19 protein-coding genes and 1 pseudogene are annotated in these 21,249 nt (G+C 65.0%); 9 read left to right on the top strand and 11 right to left on the bottom strand.

Annotation, left to right across the window (positions count from 1 at the left end; genetic code table 11):
* Positions 1-17: 17 nt before the first annotated feature.
* The 11 genes and pseudogenes from ACRVY7_RS21430 to ACRVY7_RS21380 form a co-directional block, all read right to left on the bottom strand.
* On the bottom strand, positions 18-914 hold the full coding sequence (locus tag ACRVY7_RS21430) for an anti-sigma factor (RefSeq protein WP_431818560.1): 897 nt from the start codon (positions 912-914) through the stop codon (positions 18-20).
* Complete coding sequence (sigK, locus tag ACRVY7_RS21425) at positions 907-1,476, bottom strand: ECF RNA polymerase sigma factor SigK (protein WP_005207638.1); 570 nt, start codon at positions 1,474-1,476, stop codon at positions 907-909. Before sigK ends, ACRVY7_RS21430 begins: the two co-directional genes overlap by 8 nt.
* Positions 1,477-1,552: 76 nt before the next feature.
* Complete coding sequence (locus tag ACRVY7_RS21420; RefSeq protein ID WP_431818559.1) at positions 1,553-2,452, bottom strand: DUF1295 domain-containing protein; 900 nt, start codon at positions 2,450-2,452, stop codon at positions 1,553-1,555.
* Positions 2,449-3,819 carry a class I SAM-dependent methyltransferase gene (locus ACRVY7_RS21415; RefSeq protein WP_431818558.1) on the bottom strand — a complete coding sequence of 457 codons (1,371 nt, stop codon included), beginning with the start codon at positions 3,817-3,819 and terminating at the stop codon, positions 2,449-2,451. Before ACRVY7_RS21415 ends, ACRVY7_RS21420 begins: the two co-directional genes overlap by 4 nt.
* Positions 3,820-3,988: 169 nt before the next feature.
* A pseudogene (locus ACRVY7_RS21410) lies at positions 3,989-4,735 on the bottom strand (DUF1365 domain-containing protein); the annotation flags it as partial.
* A complete protein-coding gene (locus ACRVY7_RS21405) occupies positions 4,732-6,081 on the bottom strand; it encodes an NAD(P)/FAD-dependent oxidoreductase (RefSeq protein WP_431818557.1) in 1,350 nt (449 codons plus the stop codon). The pseudogene ACRVY7_RS21410 and the gene ACRVY7_RS21405, both read right to left, overlap by 4 nt.
* Before the next feature lie 76 nt (positions 6,082-6,157).
* The gene (locus ACRVY7_RS21400; RefSeq protein WP_049700270.1) at positions 6,158-6,574 is read right to left on the bottom strand and encodes a YccF domain-containing protein; all 417 of its coding nucleotides are present in this window, start codon (positions 6,572-6,574) and stop codon (positions 6,158-6,160) included.
* A gap of 39 nt (positions 6,575-6,613) precedes the next feature.
* Positions 6,614-8,455: a dipeptide ABC transporter ATP-binding protein gene (locus ACRVY7_RS21395; protein ID WP_431818556.1), complete on the bottom strand. Its 1,842-nt coding sequence runs from the start codon at positions 8,453-8,455 to the stop codon at positions 6,614-6,616.
* Entirely contained in the window at positions 8,455-9,435 is a 981-nt protein-coding gene (locus tag ACRVY7_RS21390) for an ABC transporter permease (RefSeq protein ID WP_049700269.1), read from the bottom strand. The genes ACRVY7_RS21395 and ACRVY7_RS21390 overlap by 1 nt, the downstream gene beginning before the upstream one ends.
* Complete coding sequence (locus ACRVY7_RS21385; protein ID WP_431818555.1) at positions 9,428-10,354, bottom strand: ABC transporter permease; 927 nt, start codon at positions 10,352-10,354, stop codon at positions 9,428-9,430. Before ACRVY7_RS21385 ends, ACRVY7_RS21390 begins: the two co-directional genes overlap by 8 nt.
* A 4-nt stretch (positions 10,355-10,358) precedes the next feature.
* Complete coding sequence (locus tag ACRVY7_RS21380) at positions 10,359-11,945, bottom strand: peptide ABC transporter substrate-binding protein (protein WP_431818570.1); 1,587 nt, start codon at positions 11,943-11,945, stop codon at positions 10,359-10,361.
* A 214-nt stretch (positions 11,946-12,159) separates the two neighbouring features.
* Here ACRVY7_RS21380 and ACRVY7_RS21375 point away from each other — a divergent pair, with 214 nt between their 5' ends.
* The 9 genes from ACRVY7_RS21375 (at position 12,160) to ACRVY7_RS21335 (ending at position 21,240) form a co-directional block, all read left to right on the top strand.
* Positions 12,160-12,417, top strand: coding sequence for a hypothetical protein (locus ACRVY7_RS21375; RefSeq protein ID WP_270485139.1), 258 nt, complete (start codon positions 12,160-12,162; stop codon positions 12,415-12,417).
* A gap of 107 nt (positions 12,418-12,524) precedes the next feature.
* Positions 12,525-13,793 (top strand): helix-turn-helix domain-containing protein, encoded by a 1,269-nt coding sequence (locus tag ACRVY7_RS21370; protein WP_049700267.1) that lies wholly within the window; start codon positions 12,525-12,527, stop codon positions 13,791-13,793.
* Positions 13,794-13,881: 88 nt separating this feature from the next.
* A complete protein-coding gene (locus ACRVY7_RS21365) occupies positions 13,882-14,550 on the top strand; it encodes a response regulator transcription factor (RefSeq protein ID WP_431818554.1) in 669 nt (222 codons plus the stop codon).
* A gap of 74 nt (positions 14,551-14,624) precedes the next feature.
* Positions 14,625-15,725 carry a sensor histidine kinase gene (locus ACRVY7_RS21360; RefSeq protein WP_431818553.1) on the top strand — a complete coding sequence of 367 codons (1,101 nt, stop codon included), beginning with the start codon at positions 14,625-14,627 and terminating at the stop codon, positions 15,723-15,725.
* On the top strand, positions 15,713-16,714 hold the full coding sequence (locus tag ACRVY7_RS21355; RefSeq protein WP_431818552.1) for a DUF8320 family protein: 1,002 nt from the start codon (positions 15,713-15,715) through the stop codon (positions 16,712-16,714). The genes ACRVY7_RS21360 and ACRVY7_RS21355 overlap by 13 nt, the downstream gene beginning before the upstream one ends.
* 183 nt (positions 16,715-16,897) lie before the next feature.
* The gene (locus ACRVY7_RS21350; RefSeq protein ID WP_270485132.1) at positions 16,898-17,995 is read left to right on the top strand and encodes a baeRF11 domain-containing protein; all 1,098 of its coding nucleotides are present in this window, start codon (positions 16,898-16,900) and stop codon (positions 17,993-17,995) included.
* 3 nt (positions 17,996-17,998) lie between these two features.
* Complete coding sequence (locus tag ACRVY7_RS21345) at positions 17,999-18,964, top strand: linear amide C-N hydrolase (protein WP_431818551.1); 966 nt, start codon at positions 17,999-18,001, stop codon at positions 18,962-18,964.
* Between the two features lie 157 nt (positions 18,965-19,121).
* Positions 19,122-20,645 (top strand): acetaldehyde dehydrogenase ExaC, encoded by a 1,524-nt coding sequence (gene exaC, locus ACRVY7_RS21340; protein ID WP_049700262.1) that lies wholly within the window; start codon positions 19,122-19,124, stop codon positions 20,643-20,645.
* Between the two features lie 130 nt (positions 20,646-20,775).
* The gene (locus ACRVY7_RS21335) at positions 20,776-21,240 is read left to right on the top strand and encodes a DUF779 domain-containing protein (protein WP_049700261.1); all 465 of its coding nucleotides are present in this window, start codon (positions 20,776-20,778) and stop codon (positions 21,238-21,240) included.
* Positions 21,241-21,249: the final 9 nt, after the last annotated feature.

Here is a 21,249-nt window from a genome sequence, read left to right as displayed (position 1 = left end):
CAACTGCGGCGGGAAATCTAGCTCAGCGGCAGTTCGGCGACAAAGCTGCTGGTCGGAGTCGTCGAGCCGCCAGGCGGCTCGACGGTGAATGCCAGCGACTTCGCGTTTCCGATGTGCGGGATCACCGCGGTGGTCGACGGGGCAACGTCCTTGTCGGTCATGGTGCCCGCCGACGTCGCGCCCTCGGGGCCGACCAGCCACATCTGGTAGACCGTCCCGGACTTGGGTGGTGGCACGTCGTTCATGACCAGCACGCCCGCGTCTGCGCTCTCGGAGTATGCGACGGTCGCGCGGCCGGTGGCGACCGAACCCGACGAGGTGCGGATGTCCTTGGCGTCGAACACCTGCTGCGCGGTGGTCTGCTGAGGCTCGTTGTCGGACGAGAGATTGGCGCCGACGACCCAGCCGACGGCCCCGATCGCGACAGCCACGATCGCCGCGGCCGCGAGGTAGAGGATGCGACGGTTGCGCGGGGTGGTCTCGACTCGGTCCTCCGCTGGCGCTCCGGACCGGCTCGACCAGCGAGAAAGGTCCGCCGGTGTGTCGGCTGCCTGGGGCTGGCGGGAGGGGTCTGCCGCTCCGGACGGGCGGGAGGCGTCCACGGCCGACAGACCCGAGGGGGGGCGGGGCGAGGGGGCGTCGTCCTGGGGCTCGGTGCGGATGAGGTGCAGCAGGCGGTCGCGCAGTTCCGGTGGCGGCGCTGCGGATGTGGTGGAACTGACCGAGGCCATCGCCTCGCGCGTGAGTCGGACGTCGCGGTCGAAGGCGGCGCGGTCGGTGTCCGATGCCTTCGCGCGGCGTCGGGCAACCGAGTCGCGCTCGGCCGCACCGAGTGCGTCCAGACCGAGCATCGGTGCGAGGCTGACGAGGTTGTCGTCCGAAGGTGCTGGGGTAGTGGGATTTTCGTCAGACATCACGATCTCCGAGGCATGAGCGGAGGCGAGCCATTCCGTCGCGGATACGGCTCTTGATGGTGGGAAGCGCCACCGACAGTCGCTCGGCGACCTCGCGATAGGTGAGCCCCTCGTAGTAGGCGAGACCGATCGATTCGCGCTGGACGTCGGTCAGCGTTTCGAGGCAGCCGCGGACCTGCGAGCTCGTCTCCCGTTTGTCGACGGCCTCGCTGACCTCGTCGAATGTCGAGGTGTAGTCCTGCGCTCCGTAGTTCTCCTCGCGGCGGCTGCTCGCGGTCTCCGATCGCACACGGTCGACGGCGCGGCGGTGTGCCAGGGTGATGAGCCAGCTCAGCGCCGAGCCGAGGTCGGCGCGGAACGTCGACGCAGATCGCCAGACCTGCAGGTAGACCTCTTGCGTGGTCTCCTCGCTGTAGCCGGGGTCGCGCAGAACACGCAGCACCATGCCGTAGACGCGATGGCTGGTGAGGTCGTAGAACTCGGCGAATGCGAGCTCGTCTCCCGAAGCGATCTTCTCCAGAAGTGCGGGCAGCCGGTCGCCGGCATCGTGGTCAGCGGTCACCGACAGGCCTCTGCGTTCATCGCAGTTCACCCTAATTGGCGACGTGCTGACCCTCAACCACACCTGAGTCTTGCGTTCAGCAGAACTCGGCGACCAGGCCGAACTCGTCGACCGGGCTGGAGGTGTTGGGGCTGGGAGCAGGGCGGTCATGGCGCGTTGCCCTGACTACCCGCCCCTCACGCGTCTTCGGCGGTAGAGGGAAGAAGTACGACGTGCGCTGCTGGTACTCGGGGTAGCCGTCGCGTTTGCTCATCGACTGCTCGAGTAGACGCGCGCCGGTTGCGAACACCAGGAAGTAGGTCATCACCACGGGCGAGAGCACGGTCAGAACTCCGGGCCATGCCGACGCGGCGATGAGCCACATTCCCCACCACACGGCGGAGTCGCCGAAGTAGTTGGGGTGACGCGTCCATGCCCAGAGCCCGCGGTCCATGATCTTGCCCTTGTTGGACGGATCGGATTTGAACGACGTCATCTGTGCGTCGCCGATCGCCTCGAACGAGATACCGACGGCCCAGAGCACGACACCCGCGATCAGCACGATCCACCAGATTCCGTGCGTCGCGTGCGTGACCGCGGAGACCTGCAGCGGCAGCGACACGAACCACTGTGCAGCCCCCTGGGTTCCGAAGATCTTGCGGATGACGCGCCCGGCCGAGGGGTTCTCGCCGAGAACCTTTGCGTAGCGCGGGTCTTCACCCTTGCCGCGAACCTTGCCCAGCATGTGCCAGGTCAGTCGCAGACCCCACACCGTGACGGCGACGGCCAGAATCCACCGTCGGGTGATGTCGCCGCCACCGAGAATCAGTGCGATCCAGCCGATCCCGACGAATCCGAATCCCCAGATGACGTCGACGACGTTGTAATGCCCGAGACGACGGCCCACCGCAAACGTGATGGCCTGCAGGACAACGATGAACAGCAACGACGCTCCGGTCACCACGCCGAAGCCCGCCCACCCGGTCAGTCCTGTCATGAGTCGGTGCTCCCGGCGGAGTCGTCATCACGGGTGAAGACGAGTTGATGCACGTCGAGGTATCCAGCGCGAAATCCCGCCTCGGAGTAGGCGAGATAGAACTGCCACATCCGCATGAACGTCGAATCGAATCCGAGGGATTCGACGTCGGCGCGGCGAGCGGTGAAGCGTTCGCGCCACAGTCGCAGTGTCTCGGCGTAGTGATGGCCCATGGACAGGTTGTCGCGCAAGCGAAGTCGGGTGTGCTCTGCGGTGACGTCGCGCAGTGCGGGCAGAGAGGTGAGCTGCCCTCCGGGGAAGATGTACTTGTGCACCCAGGTATAGGTGTTCCGGGAGGCGCGCATCCTGTCGTGGGGCATGGTGATGGCCTGGATGGCGACGCGGCCTCCGGGCGCGAGCACCCGATCGATCGTCGAAAAGTAGATGGGCCAATACTTTTCGCCGACGGCCTCGATCATCTCGACGGAAACCACGGCGTCATAGGTACCTGTGACGCTGCGGTAGTCGAGCAGGTCGATCTGCACACGATCGGCGAAGCCCGCCTCATCGACGCGCTGCATCGCGAGCTCGCGCTGCTCGCTCGAGAGAGTCACCGATCGCACGGTGGCTCCGCGTGCTGCAGCCCGTAGACATAGCTCGCCCCAGCCGGTTCCGATCTCGAGGACGCGCGAGCCCGGGCCGACACCCGCCGCATCGAGCAGGCGATCGACCTTGCGGCGCTGGGCATCTGCGAGGTCGTCGAATCCGGCCTGGGAGGTTGGCTTGGGAGTCTTCGCGGCGTCTGCGTCGAGGGACGGGTCGTCGAACAGGGCGCTCGAGTAGGTCATCGTCTCGTCGAGGAAGGTAGCGAAGAGGTCGTTGGAGAGATCGTAGTGCCGCGCGATGTTGCTGCGCGTGTTGGCGGCGGTGTTCTCCTCGTCGGCGGGATGTCGGGGGAGGACCAGTGCGCGCAGGGTTTGCAGGGGCTTCGGGACGAGCCGGGCGACTCGTTCGGCGAAGGGGGTGAGGACGCCGACGAGGTCGTCGGTGGTCCAGTCGCCCGCCATGAAGGCCTCGCCGAATCCGATCAGACCGCCGGAGCCGACGCGACGTGAGAACGCGACCGGGCGACGAACGATCATGCGCGGCAACACCGAATCGGTCTTGCTTCCGCGACGTGAGCCGTCGGGGAATTCGATGCGGACTCCGATCCCGGTGGTCGCGTGGCGGAAGAGCCACGCTGCGGCGCGTCCACGGACCCGCGCGGCCGCGCCGGTGGGTACGGCCGCGACGTCGGGCCAGCGGCGAGCGTCTGCCGCGGTGAGGTCGGTGTCGAGCGCGGGCGGCGGGGTGTCATGCGAGTCGGAGTCGGTGGCGGGACTACTCATCGGTGACCTTTCGGGTGGGGGTGGTCTCGACAAGCTCGACCAGCGGTGGGGGCTCGACCGGCGGGGGTTGACGCTCGACCGGCGGTGGGGTGGTCTCGGCCGGTGGGGTGGTCTCGACAAGCTCGACCAGCGAGGGTTGAGGCTCGGCCAGTGGTGTGGGCTCGTCCAGCGGTGGGGGCTCGGCCGGCGGGTGAACCTGCGGGGGGCGGGGCACGATCGGAAGTCTTTTGGCCCACAGCTTGATTCCCTGGAATCGGATGCGGGCCGAAACTACGAGCGGGGCGAGCGGCGCGCGCATCTGGGTCGCGACGATCGCACGCGGCGTCGCGGGTTCGATGCGCCCCGACAGCGATGCGACGAAAGGCTCGTGACCGTCGCGCTCCAGGACGATCGAGACGGCGACGCGACCGTCGGCGGGTGGCGGCATCCGCAGGCGGTAGTTGCCCGACACGTCGTTGAAGGGCGAGACGTAGAACTCCTTGTCAACTTCTGCGCGCCCGTGGTCGTCGAGTTCGACGACGTAGCAATGCCTGCCGCCGTAGGTGTTGTGGACCTCGGCGACCGCGTATGCCAGCGAACCGTCGCTGCGATGGCACCAGTACACGCTCAGCGGGTTGAAGACGTAGCCCGCGACGCGCGGTGACATCAGCGCGACGACCTTTCCGTCTGGAGGGCGTTTGCCGACGCTGCGGAGGTGGGCATCGAGGCGGTCACGCAGGGTCTGGCCGTCGACCATCGGTTCGGGGAAGTGGTCGGCTCCGCGGAATTGAGCGAAGGGTCGTAACGGTGCGGAAAGTGTTGGCAGGCTGTCGATATCGACGAGCCAGGAGACACTGCGGTAGGTGAAGGCGTGCCGCAACGGCGATAGGCGGGTGTGGGTGACGCGACTATGCACTAGTTGGGCGTTCCCGGTCATGCCGACTCCCGCTCGTCGTCGACCGTGGTCTGCCGCGCGGAATCCCATGCGACACCGAGACGCTCCGCGGCGCGTGCTCCGGAGAGCGCGCCGTCCTCGTGGAAGCCCCACCCGTGGTAGGCGCCCGCGAAGACGATCGCGTCGGTGTTGATATCCGGTAGCAGTGCCTGTGCTGCAACCGATTCCGTGGTGTACACGGGGTGCTCGTATGTCATCTCGGCGATGACGGTCGACGCATCGACGAGGTCGGTGCGGCCCAGTGTCACCAGCATGCGGGGATGCTCGGGATTCAGGCGCATGAGCCGGGTGAGGTCGTAGGTGACCGCGACCTGCGAGTCGTCGACTGCCCCCGACGCGTCGCCGTGGATCTGGTAGTTCCACGATGCCCACGCGCGGCGTGCCCGTGGCATCAGTGAGATATCAGAGTGCAGCACAGCAGGTTTCGGTGCGTACTCGATGGCGGAGAGAACTCGACGCTGCTGCGGGGTCGGGGCATCGAGTAGTCGGAGAGCCTGGTGAGGATGGGTGGCGACGACAACCGCGTCGAAGTTCTGTGTCCCGGATGACATGGCGAGTTCGACTGTGCCGTCAAGGTTCTCGGAAATGTGCCGGATCGGGGTGCTCAGGTTGACTGCGCCGCCGCGGCGTCGGACACCGTCGGCGACGGCTTGGACATACGTGTCCGACCCACCGTCGACGGTGCGCCACGTCGGCGACCCGAACACCGACAGCATGCCGTGGTGATCGAGGAAGGTGAAGAGGTAGCGCGCAGGGTAGCGGCTCGCGGTTGCCGCGTCGCACGACCACACCGCCGCGACGAGCGGCAGCATGAAGTGTTCGCGGAAGTACGGGGAGAAGTTCTCGCGGTCGAGGAAGTCGTCGAGCGGCTCGTCGGAGTCGGGGGTGTCGAGAAGTGCGCGCGCCGCCCGGTGGAATCGGGTCACCTCGCCGAGCATGCGCAGATAGCGGCCTCGCGTGGCGTTGCGCGGTGTCGGGAACAACCCGGAGAAGCCCAGGGCGCCCGCATACTCGAGGTCGGTCACCGTTGAGCTGACCGACATCGACATGTCGGTGTCCTTGGTTGCCACGCCGAGTTCGGCGAAGAGGCGCAGCAGGGTCGGGTAGGTGCGGTCGTTGTGGACGATGAAACCGGAATCGACGCCGACGACACTTCCGTCGGGCATGGGCACCGAGTGCGTGTGGGCGTGGCCGCCGAGTCGGTCGTCGGCTTCGAACAACGTCACCCGGCTGCTTCCGGAGAGCACGTGCGCAGCGGTCAATCCCGCGACCCCGCTGCCGACCACGGCGACGTTGGAGGGCGGGACGGATCGCTGGCGGATACTCATGCCCGGTGTTCGGATCCGGTCATAGGAGTGGATGGGTCGAATCGAACGGAGTGTCTCGTCTGCGTCGATTCACGGGTCAGGCTGCTCGTGTCGCGCCCATGATCGGGTCGTTGCGCACCGCATCGCTGGGCACGATCCGCGCGCCGAGAGGCACGAGTGAGATCGGGATCATCTTGAAGCTGGCGATGCCGAGCGGTATGCCAATGATCGTCAGACACATCGCGATTCCGGTCGTGAGGTGCCCGATTGCCAGCCACCAACCTGCGACGATGATCCAGATCACATTCCCGATCACCGACCACGCTCCCGACTGGGGATCGCGGACCACTGTTCGACCGAACGGCCACAGTGCGTAGTTGGCCATCCGGAACGACGCGATACCGAAGGGGATCGTGATGATCAGGATGCAGCAGATGATGCCCGCGATGACGTAGCCGAGCGCCATCCAGAAACCACAGAGAACCAACCAGATGATGTTCAGCAACGTTTTCATCTGTCCATTGTCGCCCTTCGACGACGCCGAGCGCGAGGATTACTGCTGAAGTTCGAGGTTTCGCCCGGGGATGGCTGCGAGTAGTTCACGCGTGTAGTCCGACGTCGGGTTCTCGTACACGTCGTCGACGGTGCCCTCGTCGACGACCTTGCCCTTGCGCATGACGAGCACGCGGTCGGCGATCTGACGGACGACGGCGAGGTCGTGTGTGATGAACAGGTACGTCAGGTCGAGTTCGTGCTGCAGGTCGTCGAGGAGGGTCAGGATCTGCTCCTGCACCAGGACGTCGAGGGCGGACACCGCCTCGTCACAGACGACGACCTCGGGGTTCAGCGCAAGCGCGCGTGCGATCGCGACCCGCTGACGCTGCCCGCCGGAGAGCTCGTTGGGGAACCGCTGCATCACCGATGACGGGAGTGCGACGAGGTCGAGGAGTTCGCGAACGCGTGCGATGCGGGACGCTTTGTCGCCGATATTGTGCACGACGAGCGGCTCGGAGATCGCACGGTAGATCGAGTACATCGGGTCGAGCGAGCCGTACGGGTTCTGGAAGACCGGCTGCACGCGGCGTCGGAAAGACTTGGCCTGAGCGCCTTTCAGCGATGTCACGTCGCTGCCGTCGAATTGGACTGTGCCCGAGGTTGGTTCGAGGAGTCCGAGCACCATGCGCGCGACCGTCGACTTGCCGGAGCCGGACTCGCCGACGACAGCCGTGGTGGTGCCGCGGTTGAGCGTGAAGCTGACGTCGTCGACGGCGCGGAACGGCGTGGCCTTGCGGAAGGGGACCGAGCCACGGATCGGGAAGTCCTTCACGAGATTCGACGCGACGACGACCGCGGTGGGGGTGGTCTCGACAGGCTCGACCAGCGGCTTGGGATCGACCAGCGAGGAGGTCGGCTCGACCGGCGGGGTGGTCTCGACAGGCTCGACCACCGGGTTGGGCTCGGCCGGCGGGGTGGTGGTCTCGACAGGCTCGACCACCGGGTTGGGCTCGACCGGCGGGGTGGGCTCGGCGGGCTTGTGGCGGTCGGCGCGGCGCGACGAGAGCGACGGCGCGGCGTCGACGAGTCGCTTGGTGTACTCGTGATGGGGATTGGTCAGGATCTCCTGCGCCGGGCCGGATTCGACGATGCGGCCGCGGTACATGACCACCAGGTGGCTGGCGCGCTCGGCGGCGAGGCCCAGGTCGTGTGTGATCAGCAGGACGGCCGTGCCGAGTTCGTCGGTGAGCGAGGCGAGGTGGTCGAGGATCTCGCGCTGCACCGTGACGTCGAGTGCCGACGTCGGTTCGTCGGCGATGAGCAGCTTGGGTTTTCCGGCGAGACCGATCGCGATGAGCGCGCGCTGCTTCATGCCGCCGGAGAACTCGTGCGGATACTGCGCCGCGCGCTTCTCCGGATCGCGCAGGCCGGCCTGTCGGAGCACCTCGACGGCACGTGTGCGTGCCTCGCCGCGCTTGGCCGCACCGTTGGCGACGAGCGTCTCACGAACCTGGAAGCCGACGCGCCACACCGGGTCGAGGTTGGTGTTGGGATCCTGTGGCACGAGGCCGATTCCGCTACCGCGCACCTTCTCGAACTCACGTCGCGAGGCCTGTGCGAGGTCCTTGCCGTCGAACAGTATTTTGCCGCCGGTCACGGTGCCGTTGCCGGGCAGCAGTCCGAGGACCGCCGCGGCGGTCGTCGACTTACCCGAGCCGGATTCGCCGACGATGGCGACGGTCTGACCGGGGTACACGGTGAGTCCGACGCCGCGCACCGCGGGTACGTCGCGCCCGCGTGAGCGGAAATCGACTCGTAGGTCGGAGATTTCGAGCAGCGGTACCGGTGCGGCAGTCCCGTTCTCGGAGGTCAGCTCGGAGTTCGTTGTGTCCGTTGTCATCAGCGGGTCCTCGCCTTCGGGTCGAGTGCGTCGCGCAGCACGTCGCCGAGCATCATGAACACGAGGACCGTGATGGCAAGTGCGGCAGCGGGATAGAACAGGATGGGCTGACCTTCGCGCAGCAACTGCTGGCCCGCGGCGATGTCGATGCCCCAGGAGACGGCGGTCGACGGCAGGCCGATGCCCAGGTACGACAGCGTCGCCTCGGTGACGATGAAGACGCCGAGCGAGATCGTCGAGATGACGATGACCGGGCCGAGCGAGTTCGGCAGCACGTGGGTGAACAGCGTGCGTAACCGCGACGAGCCCAGCGAGCGCGACGCGTCGACGAACTCTTCGTTGCGCGCCGAGATCGCGGAAGACCGTGCGATACGGGCGATTTGGGGCCAACTGAAGATCGCGAGGACCAGCACCACCGTGTAGACGGTGCGCGCCGAGATCATCTGCATGGTGACCACGGCCGCCAGGATCAGCGGGATGGCGAAGAAGATGTCGGCGAGGCGGGAGATCAGCGAATCGAGCCAGCCGCCGTAGAAGCCCGCGAAGATGCCGAGGAGTCCACCGACGAGCACCACCGCAAGCGTCGTCAGAATGCCGACGAGTACGGAGTCGCGCGCGCCGTAGATCACGCGCGCGTAGATGTCGTGGCCCTGCAGGTCGGTGCCGAACCAGTGCGCCGAACTCGGTGAGAGCAGTGAGTCCTCGAGGTTTGCGTACCGCGGATCCTGGTGTGCGAACAGGCCGGGGAACGCGACGATCAGCAGGATGAGGACGAGCAGGATCATCGAGACGATGAACACCGGCTTGGTGCGGATCTCCTGCCACGCCGACTTCCAGAAGCCTGCTGGATCGACATCGTCGACGAACTCGTCGACCTTGAGTAGCTCGACGTCTTCGGCGTCGGCGACGAAGCGGTCCTGGCCGGGAAAGAAGCTGGGGTACGCGTTCAGAGCAGCGTCGGTGCGTGGGGTCTCAGGCATAGCGAATCCTCGGATCGAGTGCGGCATAAAGCAAGTCGACGACGATGTTGCAGACGAGGTAGATCAGCACGAGCACCGTGACGAAGGAGACGACGGTCGGGGCCTCGCCGCGGATCACCGCTTGATAGATCGTTCCGCCGACGCCGGGGATGTTGAAGATGCCCTCGGTGACGACGGCTCCACCCATCAGCACGCCGACGTCGGTGCCGATGAACGTGACGACCGGAATCAGTGAGTTGCGCAGGACGTGCACGGTGATCACGCGGGGTCGTCGAAGGCCCTTGGCCGACGCGGTGCGTACGTAGTCGGCGGTCAGATTGTCGGCGACCTCCGACCGCGTGAGCCGCACGATGTAGGCGAAAGAGACTGCGCCGAGTACGAATCCGGGAAGGATGAGGTGATAGAAGTCGAGGTTTCCGCCGACCGTGACCGGGAACAGATGCCACTTCACACCGAGCAGGTACTGGGCAACGAAGCCGAGCACGAAGATCGGTATCGCGATGATGATGAGAGTGACGATCAGGATCGCGGTGTCGTACCAGCGTCCCTTGTTCAGGCCGGAGATCACACCGAACACCACGCCACCGAACGTCTCGACGACCAGCGCGATGAGTGTCAGGTTGACCGTCACCGGGAACGCGCGCTTCATCACGTCGAACACCGGTTGCCCGGAGAACGACGTGCCGAAGTCGAGATGGAACACCCCGCCGATGTAGTTGAAGTACTGCACGTAGAACGGTTGGTCGAGGTGATACTGCGCGCGCAGTTGCGCAATCAGGGCCGGGGACATGGGTTTTCCGCCACCGAGAGCCGCGATGGGATCGGAGGGGACGAGAAAGACCATGGCGTAGATGAGGAACGTGGCGCCGAAGAAGACGATCACCATCTGTCCCAGACGGATGAGGAGATATCTGGTCACCGGGTCACTCCTTCGCTTCCTTGGTGATGCTCGGGTAGTCGGGCAAGCCGTTCCAGGCCAACTGCGCGGTCACTTCCGGCCCGGTACCGCCGGCGCCGATGTAGTCCCACAGCGGAATGTTCGGCAGGTCCTTCAGCAGGGTTTCCTGTGCGACGTTGGTGAGCCGGTAGGACTCGTCGTCGGACCGCGCACGCTGCGCGGCAGTCAGCCGTGCGTCGAACTCCGGCGAGACGTATTGCGAGTCATTGGATCCGGCTCCCGTCACGAAGATCGGCGCGAGGAACTCCAGCATCGACGGGTAGTCGCCCTGCCAGCCCGTTCTCGCGGCGGTCTTGATCGTCTTGCTCGTGATCGCCGAGCGGATCTGCTTGAACGTCGGCTGCGGAGCGCCGTGTGAGTCGATACCGAGGGTGTTCTTGATCTGGTTGCACACCGCGTCGACCCAGACCTGGTGATCACCGTCGGAGTTGTAGGCGATTTGGAAGGAGCCGCTCCACGGCGCGATGGCGTTGGCCTCCTGCCACAGTTGCTTGGCCTTCTCGGGGTTGTAGTCGAGGACGTCGCTACCCGGGATGTCGTCGCTCCATCCGGGTAGGGAGCGCGCCGTGAAATCCCTTGACGGCGTGCGCGCACCACGGAAGACAACCTTGGTGACCTCCGGACGGTTGATGGCCATCGAGAGCGCCGCACGACGCAGTTCTCCTTCGCGCCCCGCGGAGAAATGTGGCAGGTAGTAGGGGATCGCGATCTGTTGGTTGGACGCCGTCGGCTTGGTCAGTGCATGCGCGCCGAGCGCCTTCTTGTAGGAGTTGAGCGCACTGACCGGCACAGTGTCGGTGACGTCGAGATTGCCGGAGGTGAGGTCGGTGTAGGCGGTGTCGAGGCTGGAGTAGAGGACGAAGTCGATGCCGCCGTTGCGTGCCTTGTCGGGACCCTTGTAGTCGTCGTTGCGCACCACATTGATCTGGACGTTGTGTCGCCAGGCGTCGGGACCCGCCATCTTGTAGGCGCCGTTGCCGATCGGGTGTTCGCCGAATTCCTTTGCGCCCTCGGTGAAGAAGATGTCGGGGAGCGGCTTGAACGGCGTGAAGCCCAGTCCCAGTTTGAAGTCGATGTTCGGTTGCGTCAGGCGAACCGTGAAGGTGTGGTCGTCGATGACCTTCAGGCCCGACATCTGATCGGCCGTCGAATCCTCGCCTGCGACCGCCTCGTATCCGTCGATCGGCTCGAAAAAGCTTTGCTGCAGTTGGGCGTTCTTCGTCGCGGCGCCGAAATTCCATGCGCGAACGTAGTTTTCGGCCTTGACGGGTGTTCCGTCGGTGAACTTCCAGTCCTTCTTGAGATGGATTGTGTAGTTCTGGTTGTCCGTGGTGTCGACGGACTCGGCGTTTGCCAGTGAGGGTTTGCCGTCGGCGTCGTACGAGTACAACCCGGTGAACAGCGCATCCACCACGCGGCCGCCGCCGTTTTCGGCGGTGTTCGTCGTGACGAGTCCGTTCTGCGGTTCGGTGCCGTTGGCACTGATGATGGCATCCGGACCGGTCGTGTTGACCGTCCGTGCGCCGTCCATGCTGCAGCCCGTGGCGACCATGGTGGTCGCCGAGGCGAGTGCGAACAGGACGAGCGCGATGTGCCGGCGTGGACGATGACGGCGTCGCAAACGAGCCTCCCCCGGATCATTGTTTTGTAGACATTCCTACTGACCTTACGACCAAAAAAGTTAGACCTGCTCACGAAAATGGACTAATCGGACAGTGAACTTCTCCGGCCCTGCTCGCAGCAGGGAAGATCGATACCCTTGTGTCGTGAAAACCAGCTCGTACGAGCAGACCCGCGTCGTTTTGTGGTCGGTTGTCACCACGCTTGTCCTGATCGTGCGCTTCTTGGCGGTCTTGTTGACCGTCGTCTGCGTGATCGCGTGGGCGATCGCGATGGTTCGCGATTCGTGGAACAACACGTTCTTCGTTCCCGCGATCGTGTCGGCGGTTTCGCTCCTCGTCAGCACGTATCTGTACAGCTATTTGCGGGCGCGGTACCCGCGTCGCAACGGCCGCCTGCTGTAGTCGGTGCCGCTCACACCTCGGTGTTGTTGCTGAGATCACACTCTCCACGGCACAATTGAGTGAACGTCGGGTGTCGATCAGCCCCGACGGGATCACTTGGAGGGCGCATGACCGACGCTGCTGCGGTGTCCTCGACGATCCGCCGGGCGTACGAGGAGTTCTTGGCAAGCGGTGCGGTCCCCGAGACTGTCCGATCCCTGGTCGGCGATTCCTGGGCGCGTTCGCTGCAACGTGGCATCGACCCGGCAGCGGGCGCCGTCGAAGCGCAGGCGATGAGCGACGAAGAGTTCGTGCGCTATCGCGAGGCGCATCCCATCACCGCGGTGCGTCCAGTCGTGCAGTCCCTGATGCTCGACGACATCGCCGACTCTGGTGTTGTGCTTGCGCTGACCGACAATGTCGGTCGGCTTCTCTGGGTGGAGGGCGAGGCGTCTGCGCGTGATCGCGCCAGCCGGATCAACTTCATCGAGGGGTCGGTGTGGAGTGAAGAGGTGGTCGGCACCAACGCTCCGGGACTCGCGCTGGCCACCGGTCGCGGCGTGCAGGTGGTGGGGCCCGAGCACTTCTCGAGTCCCGTTCAGGAGTGGAGTTGCGCGGCAGCGCCGGTGCACGATCCCGCGACCGGCCACGTCATCGGAGTGATAGACGTGACCGGTGGGCGCGAGGTGGCCGCTCCCTTCGCGTTGGCGGCCGTTCGTTCCGTTGTGGCCGTCGTCGAGCGTGAACTGAAGGCGAGGGCCGTCGACCTTTCCGTTGCGTCGACCTTCGAGGCCGGCTCTCAGGCAAGACTGACGGTGCTCGCCGACAACGCCTATCGCTGGCAGCGTGGGGGAGATGGTGCCAACGGGAGGTCGCTGTCTCGGCGTCACGCCGAGATCCTCCTGCTGCTGCAGCACTATCCCGAGGGCCTGAACACCGAACAGCTCGCGCTGATGCTCGCCGACGACGGCATCGACCCGGTCACCGTCCGCGCCGAGATCTCTCGTTTGCGCCGCGACCTCGGTACCGATGTGATCGAGTCCAGGCCGTACCGACTGACCGTCGAATTGTCGTCTGACGTGGGAGATCTTCGTGAACAGATCTCGGGCCACGGCGATCTCGTTCCGGTCATCGAGGCGATCGGTCGCGGTGGGTTGCTCGTCGAGTCGAATGCTCCCGGGATCACCGAATTGTTCGAAGAGCTTCGCGAGGACGTCCGCTCGCGGGTCATCGCCGAGGGGCAGGTCGCCGCGCTGCGGGCCTGGACGTCGTCGGTGCATGGCCGCGACGACCTGGCCGCGTGGCGCAGATTTGAGCATCGACTACCCGTTGGGCACCCCGACCGCGCGCTCGTCGGGGGGCGGATCAGGATTCTCGACCGCCGGTACGGTCTCTGACGGTTTCGCGAAACAGTAAAACCGCTGGTCAAGCGCAAATTCGACGCGCCTGATCACTGCAAATCCGCTATCGTTGATCCCCGAGAACATGAGCACAGGGACCAGCGAAGTGACCGCGCAAGCACGGATCGGGATCGTCGACGATCACCCAGCGGTGATGGTCGGCGTGGCGACGATCGTCAATCACGAGCCGGATATGCACGTTGTTGCAACCGCCGCCTCGGTAAGCGAATTGATCGCCACCGGTCAGTCCTTTGACGGAGTGATGCTCGACCTACTGCTTGCCGATGGCTCGACTCCCACCGAGAACATCACCTCGCTCGGTTCGCTGAATGTCCCGGTGCTCGTCTACACGTCGGGGGACCGCCCTGCGCTGGTACGCGAGGCTGCGCGAGCCGGCGCCGCGGGGATGGTGCGCAAGTCGGAGGAGCCCGGCGAGATCGTCGAGGCCGTTCGCCTCGTGGTGCGGGGAGAGGTCGCGGCATCGGCAGACTGGGCGGCGGCGATCGAGAGCGACCCGCAGTTCGTTCCCGTTCAGCTTTCTCCACGTGAAGCCGAGATCCTCGGTCACTACGCGGCCGGTGAAACCGCTGTGCGCGTTGCGCAGTTGTTGTTCATTTCTCGGGAGACCGTCCTGGACCATATACGTCGAATCCGGGTGAAGTACGCCGCGGCGAAACGTCCGGCTCCCACCAAGATCGACCTCTATCAGCGGGCGTTGGAGGACGGGATCGTCGCGCCGATACCGCAGATCTGACGGATGCCCTGAACGCCGCATTTCTCCAGCCCGAGGGGCTGACGATCACACAGACGAATCGGACGCTGGGATGGTTGATCGCCATTGGCGGCGTCATCCTGCTGCTCGATCAGACTGTCTTCGTCTACTCGGATACCGCCGAGGTCGCGACGTGGTGGAACTTCGGCGGACTCGTCGTATGCGGGTGTCTGGTGATTCTCGCCTGCTTCGGCAGGATGCTTGCGCCGTCGGTGCTGTGGATCGCTTGGCGTGTGGTTCCGGCACTGTTCTGGGCGCTTCAAGCTTCTTGGTGCGTTGCCTACTTCGGGACTGAACGCACTACAGCAGTCCCGTGGCTCTGGACTGTCGAGCCGGCGGTCATCACCCTTCTGCCACTTGTTCTGCGCCCTGCATATGCGGTGGTCGCCGCGCTGTTCGTGTCGGCCACGCCCGCACTGAGCTCCTTCGTCGTATTCGGTGCCATCCCGCACGGGATCGCCCACAGCACCTTTGATGCGCTGGGAAACCTGGTGTACGTGGTGGTGTTCATCGGGCTGAGCACACAGCTCGAACGGCTCAGTCGTGCCGAGTCGGAGGTTCGACGACAACGTCGTCGCGCATTCGACGCTGCCGCGACGTCGGAGAAGCGGGCCGAGATGACCAGGCTTGTGCACGACGAAATCCTGTCCACCTTGTCGGCTGCCCTTCTCGTCGGTGATTCGCCACCACCCGTCCTGCGCGAGCAGGCGCACCAGGCCAAGTGCATTCTCGACGAGGCGCTCGCCGACGACAGACCGGTCATCGCAGGTCGGATCGATACCCACGAAGCCATGGGACGACTGTCACGAGCGCTGAAACGCGCCGATCCGGAGATCGCTATCGCCACACGGATAGAGGCGGACACCGTCGCTCTCGACGTCGCAGAGGAGACGGCGCGCGCCGCTCTCGAGGCAGTGCGTAACAGCGTCCGTCACGCGGGGCCGTCGGCGCGTCGCGAAGTTCTTGTCGCCATCTCCGATGCCCGCGTGCGCATGGCGATCCGCGACGACGGGTGTGGGTTCGATCCTGACAGGCAGGCCGCCGGCTTCGGTCTGACCGAGAGTATTGCCGGGCGCATGAACCGGCTTGGTGGAACAGCAACCATCAGGTCCGCGCCGAACGCCGGTACGGAGGTGGTCTTGCGATGCCCAACCTGACGACCGGCAACACCCGCGCGGGTGGGCTTGCCACGTGGCCCGCGAGATGGAGTTTTCTGCTCCTGTGGTCCACCGGGGTCGCACTTGCCGTAATCGACTCACCCGACTCTGTGTTCGATCCCAAAACTCTCGTCGTCTTCGCCGCTGCACTGGTAGGTGCTCTGCTACTGACCACCCCGACACCGGGGCCACTGCGTCCCGGTCCCGCGCTCGCGTTGGTGCCGATCGCATTGCTCGTCGGCATGACCTCGCTCGCCGCCTCGCCGCTGTCCGGAGAGACGTGGGGCCTGACCCTCGGCGCGTACCTCGTCGCCTTCCTGATCCCGCGTGGCAACCCGCGAATCGGTGGACTGGGCAGCGCGTTGTTCATCGGCTGCATCATCGCGTGGTCAGTACTTCACGACCTTTCTCAGCACCAGCTTGCCGATGCACTGGGCATTCCCATCGGATGCGTCATGGCAGCCGTCGTCTGGAGGCTGGTGCTGCGGTCGATTGTCCGTCGCGAACGGATGCATCGCAGTCAATCCGAGCGGATATTCGAGGATGCGCTCGCGCGAGCGGCGCACGATTCCCGGAAGGATCTCAGTGAGATCAGGACTGTTGTCGAGCCCATCCTGACTCGACTCGCCGCGGGCGACGAGATCGATGAGCGCTTTCGCAACGACATCGTGAGACTGGAAGCGGCGCTACGCGACAGGATCAGGGTTCCGCGAGCGCACAATCGCCTGCTGATCGACCAGATCGAGCGGCTGCGAGAACGTGACGTCGCGGTCGTGCTGCTTGGCGAGCCGAACACCGACGGGGATGCGATCTCCGACGATCTGGCGATCAGCCTGGCGCGATTGATCGCATCTGTCGAGTCCGGGAAGGTGACGATCCGGGTGTTGCCGGATGGGCGCGCTGCCGCGGCAACCGTGGTCATGCCCACCGCGAGCGGAGTCGAGCAGATCGTCCTCGCCGACTGCGGAAAGATCCTCTCCCGTATCTGACGGGGGAGGCGGGTTCTCGGCCCGTCGGTTGGGTGAATGGTCGCGATCCCCTAGAAGCGGGGATACCGGAGTCGATCGCTGCCGCATTAACGTTCTGCTGGGCGTGCGTCGCCGGTCGTTGCTCGGGCGCGCACGCATTGCCATCGTCTACTTCTCCCGGAGTTGGTCTTCATGCATCTCGACATGCCCACGCCCCACGACATCGAGCACCTTGCGGCGGCACGCGACCCACTCAGCGCAACGCTCTACGTTCCCACTACCCCGGGCGGCATCGACGCCGATTCCAACCGCTTGGCCGCGCGCGGTCTCTGGGAGCCGGTGTTGCTCGAGATGTACGGGCGTGCCGATAAGCGAGATGTCTGGCCGATCGAAGAAATGATGAACACCCTGCTCGACGACGACGAGTTCTGGGAACATCTCGGTCGGAGCCTCGCGATCTTCGTCTCGTCGAAGGGCATAGTCGAGTTCCGGCTTCCCAACTCCCTCGAGTCCTATGCGACCCTGGCCGACCGGTTCACCATCACTCCGCTACTGCGTGCGACGACCTTCCCGAACGACGCTTACACACTCGCGCTGTCGCAGAACGGCGCCCGGCTGATCGAGATCTCGGCTGACGAGCCGCCGAGGGAGGTGACCGTGTCCGACATGCCGCGCAGCGCCGAGAAGGCAGTGGGTCTGCGCTCGATCGGCGGACGGTCTCCGTACGGCAGGTTGCACGGAGACGAGGGCCGCAAGGTGCGGCTGACGCAGTATGCGCGTGCGGTCGACCATGCGATTCGTCCGACACTGAACGCAGCGTCGCTGCCACTTGTCGTGGCCGCGACGCAGCCACTCGCGGCGATTTTCACCAATCTGAGCGGATACCGGCACGTCGTCGCGGCTCCGCTGCGGGGAAATCCCGACGAGATGACCGACGCCGAGATCGCCGCCGAAACCAGGGTCGTGCTCGACCAGCTCAACGAAGCGAGCCTCGATGAGCTGCGTACCACTTTCAAGGAACGACGCAATTCGGGTAGAGCGGTCACCGACCTGGCCGAACTTGCCCGAGCGGCAACCTTCGGGCAGGTCGACACCGTCATCATCGACATGAACGCCCACGTTGCCGGCCACATCGACATCGGTGGCGCGCTGGTCCTCGACCCTGCAGACGACCTCGATGTCCTCGAGGAGATCGCGCGGGCCGCACTGGGTACCGGTGCCCGTGTGATGAGCGTGCGGTCCGACGATCTACCCGACGGTGTCTCCGCTGCCGGGCTCCTGCGATTTGCTACCGAGGGCTGACCAATGTGCACACGAATCCTGTGGAACAAGAGCGAGCCGTACGTCGTGGCGCGCACCATGGATTGGCCCGACACCACGATGCCGGTGATCACCGCGATGCCACGTGGAATCGCGCGCGACGGTGCGCTTGCAGGCGGGGAAGAGATCGCTGAGAACGGTGCTCGCTGGACGTCGAAGTACGGCTCGGTCGTCACGACGATCTACGGCGTCGGAACCGCGGACGGCATGAATGAGCGTGGCTTCGGCGCACACCTTCTCTACTTGGAGAATGCTGACTTCGGTGAGCGTGATCTGCGCAAGCCGGCAGTGGGAGCGCATTTGTGGACTCAGTATCTCCTCGACCAGGCGGCGACCGTCGCCGAGGCGGTGGACCTGCTCGACGAGGTCCAGATCGTCATGATGTCCGCTGAGGGCCACAAGGCCAAGACCCACCTCGCCATCGAGGACGCCACCGGAGACTCCGCGATCGTCGAGGTACTCGACGGCACCGTTCGGGTTCACCGTGATCGTCGATACACGGTCCTGACCAACGAGCCACCGTATCGAGAGCAGCTGAGACTCTTGGAGCAGGAGGACTTCTCGGCTCCCAATGACCGGATTCCGCTCGACGGCAATGTCAATCCGGTGGCGCGTTTCCAACGAGCGAGTTACTTCACCAAGATCCTCCCGCATCCGACCGGAGCTCGGGAGGCTGTCGCGGGAGTGCTGGCCATCGCGCGGAATGTCTCGATTCCGTTCGGCGCACCGTACGAGGGTTTCGGTCTGTACAACACCGAGTACCGCACGGTCGCCGACCTGACCAACCGGCGGTACTTCTTCGAGCTGACCACCGCACCGAGCGTCCTCTGGGTGGAGTTCGACGAGCTCGATTTCTCGGACAGCGACCGCTGCCTCGTCATCGATCCGGCAGATGTCTCGCTTGCCGGAGACGTCACGAAGGCCATGGCAGTGGCAGAGCTGCCGTTCTGATTCAGTGCTCTGAACTGCGACAATGCGACGCCGCAACGTTGCAAACGTGACTGCAACGTGGCTGCAACCACTTTGCTCCTAATGTGTGCAACAGATCACACACGGCCTATCGAGTGGCTTGTGTGGCAACGAGAAAATGGCACTGAGGAGCTACACAATGACTGTCTACGCAAAGCCGGGTACCGACGGCTCGGTGATGTCCTTCGAGTCCCGCTACGACAACTGGATCGGCGGACAGTGGGTCCCGCCCGTGAAGGGGCAGTACTTCGAGAACCCGTCGCCCGTCGACGGCAAGACCTTCTGCGAGGTCGCACGCTCGACCGCCGAGGACATCGACCTCGCGCTCGACGCCGCGCACAAGGCCGCTCCGGGATGGGGCAAGACGGCTGTCGCGGAGCGCGCGCTGGTGCTGCTGCGTATCGCCGACCGCCTCGAGGAGAACCTCGAGAAGATCGCCGTCGCCGAGACATGGGACAACGGCAAGGCTGTCCGTGAGACCCTCGCCGCAGACATCCCGCTGGCAATTGACCACTTCCGCTACTTCGCGGGCGCGCTGCGTGCTCAGGAGGGCTCGATCTCGGAGGTCGACGAGGACACTGTCGCCTACCACTTCCACGAGCCGCTCGGCGTCGTCGGCCAGATCATCCCGTGGAACTTCCCGATCCTGATGGCCGTGTGGAAGCTCGCGCCCGCTCTCGCCGCGGGCAACGCCGTTGTCCTCAAGCCTGCGGAGCAGACCCCGGCGTCGATCCTGTACGTGATGAGTTTGATCGCCGACATCCTCCCCGCGGGTGTCATCAACGTGGTCAACGGCTTCGGTGTCGAGGCGGGCAAGCCGCTCGCGTCGAGCAACCGCATACGCAAGATCGCGTTCACCGGTGAGACCACGACCGGCCGGCTGATCATGCAGTACGCCTCGGAGAACCTGATCCCGGTCACTCTCGAACTCGGCGGCAAGAGCCCCAACATCTTCTTCAACGACGTGATGGCTGCCGACGACGGCTTCTTCGACCGTGCGCTGGAAGGTTTTTCGATGTTCGCGCTCAACCAGGGCGAGGTGTGCACCTGCCCGAGCCGCGCGCTCATCCAGGAGGACATCTACAACGACTTCATCGAGAAGGCCGTCGACCGTGTCTCGAAGATCAAGCAGGGCAACCCCCTCGACACCGAGACCATGATGGGTGCGCAGGCGTCGAACGATCAGTACGAGAAGATCCAGTCGTATCTCGCGATCGGCCGGGACGAGGGTGCCAAGGTCCTCATCGGTGGCGAGGCTGCTCACCTCGGTGGCGACCTCGAGGGCGGCTACTACATCAAGCCGACCGTCTTCTCCGGACAGAACAACATGCGCATCTTCCAGGAGGAGATCTTCGGTCCGGTGCTGGCCGTCACGACCTTCAAGGACTACGCCGACGCCATCCACATCGCCAACGACACCCTCTACGGATTGGGCGCGGGCGTGTGGAGCCGTGACGGTGCCACCGCCTACCGCGCAGGCCGCGAGATCCAAGCCGGACGCGTGTGGACGAACACCTACCACGACTACCCGGCACACGCCGCGTTCGGTGGCTACAAGCAGTCCGGTATCGGCCGCGAGACCCACCTGATGATGCTCGAGCACTACCAGCAGACCAAGAACCTGCTGGTGGGCTACGCGCAGAACGCCAAGGGCTTCTTCTGATCCTGACGGCAGGCACGTCGACGCCGCCACGCAACCTTTTTCAGGTTGTGTGGCGGCGTTCGTCGTGTGCAACGCGCCTGCAACAGAACAGCGACTACTCTGTGGTTCAGATCACAGTGAGAGGTAAACGATGAGCAGTACAGAATCAACCCCGTCGACGTCGGCCTCAGCGGCCGCGGACGGAGCGGTGCCTGATCGTGTGATCGCCACAGACGCCGCCGTGCAGCTCCTGACCAAGTTGTCGGAGCTGCACGGCGGGCTCATGATTCACCAGTCCGGCGGATGCTGCGACGGTTCGGCGCCGATGTGTTACCCCGTCGGTGACTATCGGGTCGGCCAGCGCGACGTTCTCGTCGGAACCATCGAACTGCCCGAGCCCCTGCCCGACGTGCGGGTCTGGATCAACGGCGACCAGTTCGAGTTGTGGAAGCACACCCAGTTGATCCTCGACGTCGTCAAGGGTCGCGGCGCCGGATTCAGTCTCGAGGCGCCGGAAGGGGTTCGATTCCTCTCTCGTGCAAGGGCTTTCAGTGATGAGGAAAATGCCGTTCTCGCGGCGAACCCACCGCTGACCGGCGCCGCGGTCGGCGTCTGACAGCGGTCT

Origin of the sequence: Gordonia jacobaea (assembly GCF_965344965.1) — a bacterium.
Taxonomy (GTDB): domain Bacteria; phylum Actinomycetota; class Actinomycetes; order Mycobacteriales; family Mycobacteriaceae; genus Gordonia; species Gordonia jacobaea.
This window is presented reverse-complemented; position numbering and strand designations above follow the sequence as displayed.

Coding starts and splice junctions, on each gene's coding strand:
- exaC (WP_049700262.1), top strand. CDS start 19,122: ATGACTGTCTACGCAAAGCCGGGTACCGACGGCTCGGTGATGTCCTTC.
- ACRVY7_RS21430 (WP_431818560.1), bottom strand. CDS start 914: ATGTCTGACGAAAATCCCACTACCCCAGCACCTTCGGACGACAACCTC.
- ACRVY7_RS21335 (WP_049700261.1), top strand. CDS start 20,776: ATGAGCAGTACAGAATCAACCCCGTCGACGTCGGCCTCAGCGGCCGCG.
- ACRVY7_RS21350 (WP_270485132.1), top strand. CDS start 16,898: ATGCCCACGCCCCACGACATCGAGCACCTTGCGGCGGCACGCGACCCA.
- ACRVY7_RS21390 (WP_049700269.1), bottom strand. CDS start 9,435: ATGCCTGAGACCCCACGCACCGACGCTGCTCTGAACGCGTACCCCAGC.
- ACRVY7_RS21405 (WP_431818557.1), bottom strand. CDS start 6,081: ATGAGTATCCGCCAGCGATCCGTCCCGCCCTCCAACGTCGCCGTGGTC.
- ACRVY7_RS21395 (WP_431818556.1), bottom strand. CDS start 8,455: ATGACAACGGACACAACGAACTCCGAGCTGACCTCCGAGAACGGGACT.
- ACRVY7_RS21345 (WP_431818551.1), top strand. CDS start 17,999: ATGTGCACACGAATCCTGTGGAACAAGAGCGAGCCGTACGTCGTGGCG.
- ACRVY7_RS21400 (WP_049700270.1), bottom strand. CDS start 6,574: ATGAAAACGTTGCTGAACATCATCTGGTTGGTTCTCTGTGGTTTCTGG.
- ACRVY7_RS21380 (WP_431818570.1), bottom strand. CDS start 11,945: ATGGTCGCCACGGGCTGCAGCATGGACGGCGCACGGACGGTCAACACG.
- ACRVY7_RS21365 (WP_431818554.1), top strand. CDS start 13,882: ATGAGCACAGGGACCAGCGAAGTGACCGCGCAAGCACGGATCGGGATC.
- ACRVY7_RS21420 (WP_431818559.1), bottom strand. CDS start 2,452: ATGACAGGACTGACCGGGTGGGCGGGCTTCGGCGTGGTGACCGGAGCG.
- ACRVY7_RS21355 (WP_431818552.1), top strand. CDS start 15,713: ATGCCCAACCTGACGACCGGCAACACCCGCGCGGGTGGGCTTGCCACG.
- ACRVY7_RS21415 (WP_431818558.1), bottom strand. CDS start 3,819: ATGAGTAGTCCCGCCACCGACTCCGACTCGCATGACACCCCGCCGCCC.
- ACRVY7_RS21370 (WP_049700267.1), top strand. CDS start 12,525: ATGACCGACGCTGCTGCGGTGTCCTCGACGATCCGCCGGGCGTACGAG.